7 protein-coding genes, 2 tRNA genes and 1 rRNA gene are annotated in these 6,000 nt (G+C 66.7%); 4 read left to right on the top strand and 6 right to left on the bottom strand.

Annotated elements, in window-relative coordinates; all coding sequences use genetic code 11:
- Window positions 1–472: 472 nt before the first annotated feature.
- The 3 genes from J3367_RS14330 (at window position 473) to J3367_RS14340 (ending at window position 1,135) form a co-directional block, all read left to right on the top strand.
- Window positions 473–547: transfer RNA gene (locus J3367_RS14330), tRNA-Gly, on the top strand.
- Entirely contained in the window at window positions 520–714 is a 195-nt protein-coding gene (locus tag J3367_RS14335; protein ID WP_024351951.1) for a hypothetical protein, read from the top strand. The genes J3367_RS14330 and J3367_RS14335 overlap by 28 nt, the downstream gene beginning before the upstream one ends.
- Before the next feature lie 46 nt (window positions 715–760).
- Window positions 761–1,135, top strand: a complete 375-nt coding sequence (locus J3367_RS14340; RefSeq protein WP_024351952.1) for a hypothetical protein — start codon at window positions 761–763, stop codon at window positions 1,133–1,135.
- A 178-nt stretch (window positions 1,136–1,313) separates the two neighbouring features.
- Here J3367_RS14340 and J3367_RS14345 read toward each other — a convergent pair whose 3' ends face one another.
- Window positions 1,314–1,655 carry a DUF1330 domain-containing protein gene (locus J3367_RS14345; protein WP_024351953.1) on the bottom strand — a complete coding sequence of 114 codons (342 nt, stop codon included), beginning with the start codon at window positions 1,653–1,655 and terminating at the stop codon, window positions 1,314–1,316.
- Between the two features lie 20 nt (window positions 1,656–1,675).
- A complete protein-coding gene (locus tag J3367_RS14350; RefSeq protein ID WP_024351954.1) occupies window positions 1,676–2,077 on the bottom strand; it encodes a hypothetical protein in 402 nt (133 codons plus the stop codon).
- 132 nt (window positions 2,078–2,209) lie between these two features.
- Here J3367_RS14350 and J3367_RS14355 point away from each other — a divergent pair, with 132 nt between their 5' ends.
- Window positions 2,210–3,040 (top strand): helix-turn-helix transcriptional regulator, encoded by an 831-nt coding sequence (locus J3367_RS14355; protein ID WP_024351955.1) that lies wholly within the window; start codon window positions 2,210–2,212, stop codon window positions 3,038–3,040.
- Between the two features lie 183 nt (window positions 3,041–3,223).
- Here J3367_RS14355 and J3367_RS14360 read toward each other — a convergent pair.
- The 4 genes from J3367_RS14360 to rrf all read right to left on the bottom strand — a co-directional run.
- Window positions 3,224–3,300, bottom strand: a tRNA-Met gene (locus tag J3367_RS14360).
- Window positions 3,301–3,551: 251 nt separating this feature from the next.
- Window positions 3,552–5,219 carry a long-chain-fatty-acid--CoA ligase gene (locus tag J3367_RS14365; RefSeq protein ID WP_024351956.1) on the bottom strand — a complete coding sequence of 556 codons (1,668 nt, stop codon included), beginning with the start codon at window positions 5,217–5,219 and terminating at the stop codon, window positions 3,552–3,554.
- A 213-nt stretch (window positions 5,220–5,432) separates the two neighbouring features.
- Entirely contained in the window at window positions 5,433–5,642 is a 210-nt protein-coding gene (locus J3367_RS14370) for a hypothetical protein (protein WP_024351957.1), read from the bottom strand.
- Between the two features lie 250 nt (window positions 5,643–5,892).
- Window positions 5,893–6,000, bottom strand: a 5S ribosomal RNA gene (rrf, locus tag J3367_RS14375); the annotation flags it as partial.

Below are 6,000 nucleotides of genomic sequence, written 5' to 3' on the forward strand. Positions count from 1 at the left end.
CGATTGGCGAACAGCCGCCGGTTACCGCACCTGCGCCCGCTTGCGAAGTCCCGTCCCCGAACCGCTGCGCCGCCCGGCATGACAATGGCACCGGATTCACGACACGATCTCCAGCGCGATCTGGCCCGGTTGGTCGAGCATGAGCGTCTTAGCTCGGGTCCAGTCTGAAAGATCCTGGGAGAGGATCGTCGTCTCCCGTGCTGCCTTTGATCTCGTTCAGCCCGCGGCCCTTTCCGCCCTCCTGCGCCGCCCATCGGCACCTTACGACCCTTCCCGACCGCTGCGCCCCCCGCACTCCGTGGCTCCGGGACCCCGTCGGATCCCTCGCCAGACACCCCGGAATCCCGCGCATTCCGGCCCCCACAGGCCATCACGAAAATCCCGTTCGATTCCCGTCATTTCGCTGTTGCAATCCACCGATGATTGGGGCATACACCGCTCGTCCGCGGCGCTCAGGCGCCGCACGGAGCGGGCGGGCGTAGCTCAGGGGTAGAGCACAACCTTGCCAAGGTTGGGGTCGTGGGTTCGAATCCCATCGCCCGCTCCAATTTTCCCCATCTCGACATTTCTGACTGCGTTGATCGCGATACGGTCCTGCCGGTTTCGTTCGTGCGGGCGCGCGTCTGTTTCGGCGTGCCGTGCGAACCTACCCGCCGCGAGGCGCATTTCTCGGACTGCACGAGCATCGGCCGCATTCTGTACAACGCCCCGTGACCTCCTTCGCCCGCCGCCTAGATGGCAGGGCAAAGGAGTTCCCACCATGAACAAGCTCATTCCCATCGCCCTGACGGCGCTTCTGGCCCTCTCGGCATGCAGCGACGAAACCGAGACCGACGCCGCCGATCCGGCCGTGTCCACCACCAGCGAGCCGGCTTCCGCGCCGTCGACGACCGAACGCGAGACCGGCGAAGCCATGGAGGCGATCGGCGAGGCCGGGCGCCAGACCGGCGAAGCAGCCCGTTCGGCGCTGGAAGACCTGTCCGAGGCCGCCGGTCCGGCCATCGACCAGGCGCGCGAGGCCGGCAGCAAGGCTCTCGACGACGCGAAGGAGGGGCTGAACAACGCCACCCGCAGCGCCGCCTGCCGGACGGCCCGTGCCGCCGAGGACGCCGACGGTATCGCCGCCAATTGCTAGAGCGGCAGTGCCGCCCAGCGATGCGTGGCGGGGTGATGCTCCGCCCACACCGCCGGGCGGCCTTTTGGACCAAGCCGACACTCCGACTACGATCGCGCCGGGCGGGCCGGAAGGGCGATCCCGGCAACTCTCCCCGCTCGGCAAGCCATGGCAACGACCGCCAGCCGGACGAACGGGTTCAGGCCCCGCCCGCCTTTTCTTTCGGTAAGATGTCGGTCGCCCGGTGATCGTCGCCGACACCCTCGATCAGGAAGATCTCGCCCTCCGTGCCCTGCATCCGCAGGGGCCTGATGGCCTGATAGTCCGGCGAACCGTACCATGCCCGCGCCAGGCCCATGTCCGGGAAGGCGAGAACGACGATGTCGTCGGTCACCTCTCCCTCACAAAGCTCCTTCGCGCCGCCATGGATGAGGAAGCGGCCGCCAAACGGCGCCAGCGTGGCGTCGATCCGCTCGAGATAGTCGACAATGCCCTGGTTCAGAGTGACATTGCGCAGATGGGCGATGGCGTAAGCGGGCATGGCGGCCTCCCTGTTCATTTTCAGGCCAGTGCCCGACCGGACCGCTGTGCCGTCTCGAACTCGAGAACGGCCAGAAGAGCGACGACACCGGCCTGGGCGAGGAGACAGATCCAGCCAGGAAGATTGGGCGCGAGAACGCCGCTCACAGGCAAGGCCACGCTGGCGACGACCCACAGCGCATTGCCGAGAACGACCATGTGAGCCGCCCAGCCCGGTATCGGTCGAAGCCGGGCGACGGCGACCATGAAGGCGGCGATCGGGAGGAGAAGCATGCCGGCGCCCGAAAGAAAGCCGGCGGGAATCTGCGTCACGCTGGCGATGGGGCCGGAGGCGGCCAGGAGGAGACCGCCCATCACGGTGCAGGTGACGGCATCAAGGGTCAGCAGGGTGCGGAGGGTGGGAATGCGCGCATGGCGTTCCATCGGTTCAGCCTTTCCTGAGCGATGCGGCTCGATCCGCCGGGCCGCTGCCGGCGATCCTGATCGCGTATGGGACCTCTGTCGATTACGTCCGAGGTCATTGCGCAGGCCAGGCGGGGTTGTGGAGACACGGCCATGACACGCGCACGACGATCCGCGGGAGACCTCTTGCGCCAATGGCGGCAGCGGCGGCGCTTCAGCCAGCTCGGTCTCGCCCTCGATGCCGGCATTTCCCAACGCCATCTCAGCTTTCTGGAATCAGGCCGGTCGGCGCCGAGCCGTGCGATGCTCCTGCGCCTTACGGACCATCTCGACATGCCGCTGGAGGCGCGCAACGCCCTTCTCCTTGCGGCCGGCTTTGCGCCGATCTTCCCGCAGCACGATCTGGCGGACGCCGAACTGACCGCCGCCAGAGAAATTATCGACCGGATCCTGGCCGGCCACGCGCCCCACCCTGCCCTGGCCGTGGACCGTCACTGGACGCTGCTTTCCGCCAATGCCGCGATTGCGGCCCTGACGGACGGCGTCGCGGGGCACCTCCTCGCCGGCGCAGTCAATGTCCTGCGCCTCGGCCTGCATCCGGAGGGACTGGCCCCGCGGATCGTGAATTTCGCCGAATGGCGCGCGCATCTCCTGCGGCGCCTCGCCCGCGACGTCGCCCTGTCGGCCGACCCCGTGCTGGCCGCTCTCCTTGAGGAGCTCGAATCCTACCCGGCGTCCATCGCGGTCGACTTGTCACCAACCCCGGAACCGCCCGAACCGGCCGTGGCCGTGCCGCTGATCATCGCCAGCCCGCACGGGCCGCTGACCTTCCTCAGCACCACCACGATGTTCGGCACGGCCACCGACGTCACCCTGGCCGGAATCGCCATCGAGAGCTTCTTTCCGGCGAACCGGCAGACGGCCGACGCCATGGCGACATTCGCCGGCAGCGTCCAGGACGCCCTGTCCGGGCCGCGGGAATAGATCGGTCTGGGGGGAGTCGTAGCGGGGTCCGAAAAGCGGACCATGCAGGCAAGGCCAGAGGTTTCGGCCACGCCAGACGGACGCTGAGAGATTGCAGCGCCAGAACCGACCCAACAGCGACACAACAGAGGCCCCAAACGACAAACACTCCCGGAGCCGGGGCTCGCGGGAGTGTTTGAAACTTGGTTGCGGGGACAGGATTTGAACCTGTGACCTTCAGGTTATGAGCCTGACGAGCTACCGGGCTGCTCCACCCCGCGCCATTGCCGTGCGGCGCGTTCCGCGTCGCCGGTGACCTCCATATATGCGACAGGCGGATGAATGTGAAGAGGAAATCTCGTGGAATTTCGAGAAAACGAAATCCTCTCCGGCTCACGCGACGCTCGCGGGCCGATCCCTCCTGTCAGGCCCGAAAGGCTAGCAGAGGTGGCGTCGGTTGAGAAGCGTCGCCACCTGCCCTCCGGGCCGAAGCCACGGCGGCCGCTGCCGCCGATGCTTCGGCTGCGACGGTTCAGTTGCGCAATTCGCGCCGCAGCACCTTGCCGACGCCGCTCTTGGGCAGCTCGTCGCGGAACTCCACCTCGCGCGGCCGCTTGTAGCCGGTCAGATTGTCCCGGCAGAACGCCTTGACCTTGTCGGCCGTCAGCTCCGGATCGCTCGCCACGACGAACAGCTTCACCGCCTCGCCGGAATTCTCGTCCGGGATGGCGATCGCGGCCGCTTCCACGACGCCGGGCATCCGCGTGACGATCTCCTCGATCTCGTTGGGATAGACGTTGAAGCCGGAGACGTTGATCATGTCCTTCTTGCGGTCGACGATCCTGAACCGGCCGGTCTCGTCCATCACGCCGATATCGCCGGTGCGGAAGAAGCCGTCGGCGGTCATCACCCGGGCCGTTTCGTCGGGACGGTTCCAGTAGCCGACCATGACCTGCGGGCCGCGGATGGCGATCTCGCCGCGTTCGCCCATCGGCACCTCGCCGCCCTCCTCGTCGAGGATCTTCAGCTCGGTCGAGGGGATCGGCACGCCGATCGTCCCGCTGTATTCGGTGGAATCGGTTGGATTGCAGCAGGCCGACGGCGCGGTTTCCGACAGGCCGTAGCCCTCGCAGATCGAACAGCCGGTCTGCTTGCGCCACAGCTCCGCCGTCGCCGCCTGGACGGCCATGCCGCCGCCCACCGACAGGCGCAGATGCGACCAGTCGACACTCTTGGCGTCGGGGTGCCGCGCCAGGGCGCCGAACAGTGTGTTGACCGCCGGGAAGGAGTGGAAGCGATACTTCTTCAGCTCCTTCAGCGTCGCGGGAATGTCGCGCGGATTGGGAATCAGGATGTTGCAGCCGCCGGTGCGCATCGACAGCATCATGTTCACGGTGAAACCGAAGATATGGTAGAGCGGCAGCGCGCAGACCGTCGTGATCTGCTCGTTCGCCGGCATGTTCTTCAGCGCCGGCGCGTGCCAGGCTTCCGACTGCAGGACATTGGCAATGATATTGCCATGGGTCAGGGTCGCGCCCTTGGAAACGCCGGTCGTGCCGCCGGTATATTGCAGCACCGCCGGCTCGTCGCGCTCCGAGGCGACCGCGGTGAAGCTCGCCGCCCGCCCGCGCGCCATGGCATCGCGGAAGGCGATGGCCCCGTCCAGCTTGTAGGCCGGCACCATCTTGCGCACCTTGCGGACGACGAAATTGACCAGGTGCCGCTTCAATGTCGGCAGCATGTCGCCCATCGACGTCACGATGACATGCTCGACCGGCGTCTCGGCCCGGCAGGCCTCGAGCGTCGAGGCCATGTTCTCGAGAATGACGATCGCCTTGGCGCCGGAATCGCGCAGCTGGTGCGACAGCTCCCGCGGCGTATAGAGCGGGTTGGTGTTGACCACGATCAGCCCGGCCCGCAACACGCCCGCGACCGCCACCGGATACTGGAACAGGTTCGGCATCATCAGCGCGACGCGGTCACCCTTCTGCAGTCCCAGCGACTGCAGGAAGGCGGCGAAATGGCGTGACTCTTCGTCCAGCTCCTTAAACCGCATGGTGGCGCCCATGAAGTGGAACGCCGGCTGGTCCTTGTGCTGGATGAACGCTTCGCTCAGCAGCTCGCCGAGGGAATGATAGGGGAAATCCGGCAGCTCGGCCGGAACGCCGTCCGGATAGATCTGCAACCAGGGTTTCTGCATTCTCGACACCTCCCGTTGTCCGCCCATACCGATAGCGCAGACTGGGGAGAAACGGAACGCTCTACCGTTTACGTCAACGGAAATTCTGCGGCTTTTCTCGGAAGGCGGACGAGCCTAGTGATCGCGGTCGCCGGGCGGGAGTCGGCCGCGCACCGATAGCGACCCGGCCGGCAGGGCGGGCCGGGTCGCTTTGGACGGTCGGGTCTGACCCGCCTAGAGGTTCCGGCCGATGGCGCCGCCGGCGACCGCACCGCCGACGCCGCCGATGACCGCACCGCCGGTACCGCCGACCGCATTGCCGATGACGGCGCCGCCGACACCGCCGACGGCCGCGCCGCCGATGGTCTTCTGGGTCCGGCTGCAGCCGGCGGCCGCAAGCATCACGGCCATGACGACGGTGACGGTGTAGAGCTTGGTGTTCATGCCGCAATTCTCCCTGCGAAGGCCCGCCATTCGTCGCGAATGCGGTGTCCCACAAGAACTAAGCCGACGGAATGATGCGGCAAGAACGCGGCACTGGGTTTTGCGGCTGCCGCCGGATCACGGTCCCGTCAGGGGCACAGCAGCTACTCCCGGAGCCCCTGAACGCAAAAAGCCCCTCGGCTGGTGAGCGCGAGGGGCTTTGCGTGGTATGGTGTGAAGAAGATTTTATCGGACAACTTGCGATTTGCAGACCTGGCGGCGACCGACTTTCCCGCGTCTTGAGACGAAGTATCATGGGCGCTGGGGCGTTTCACGGCCGAGTTCGGAATGGGATCGGGTGCGGCCGCCCCGCTAGAAC

This window comes from Aurantimonas sp. NFXS3, from assembly GCF_049132005.1.
GTDB lineage: Bacteria > Pseudomonadota > Alphaproteobacteria > Rhizobiales > Rhizobiaceae > Aurantimonas > Aurantimonas coralicida.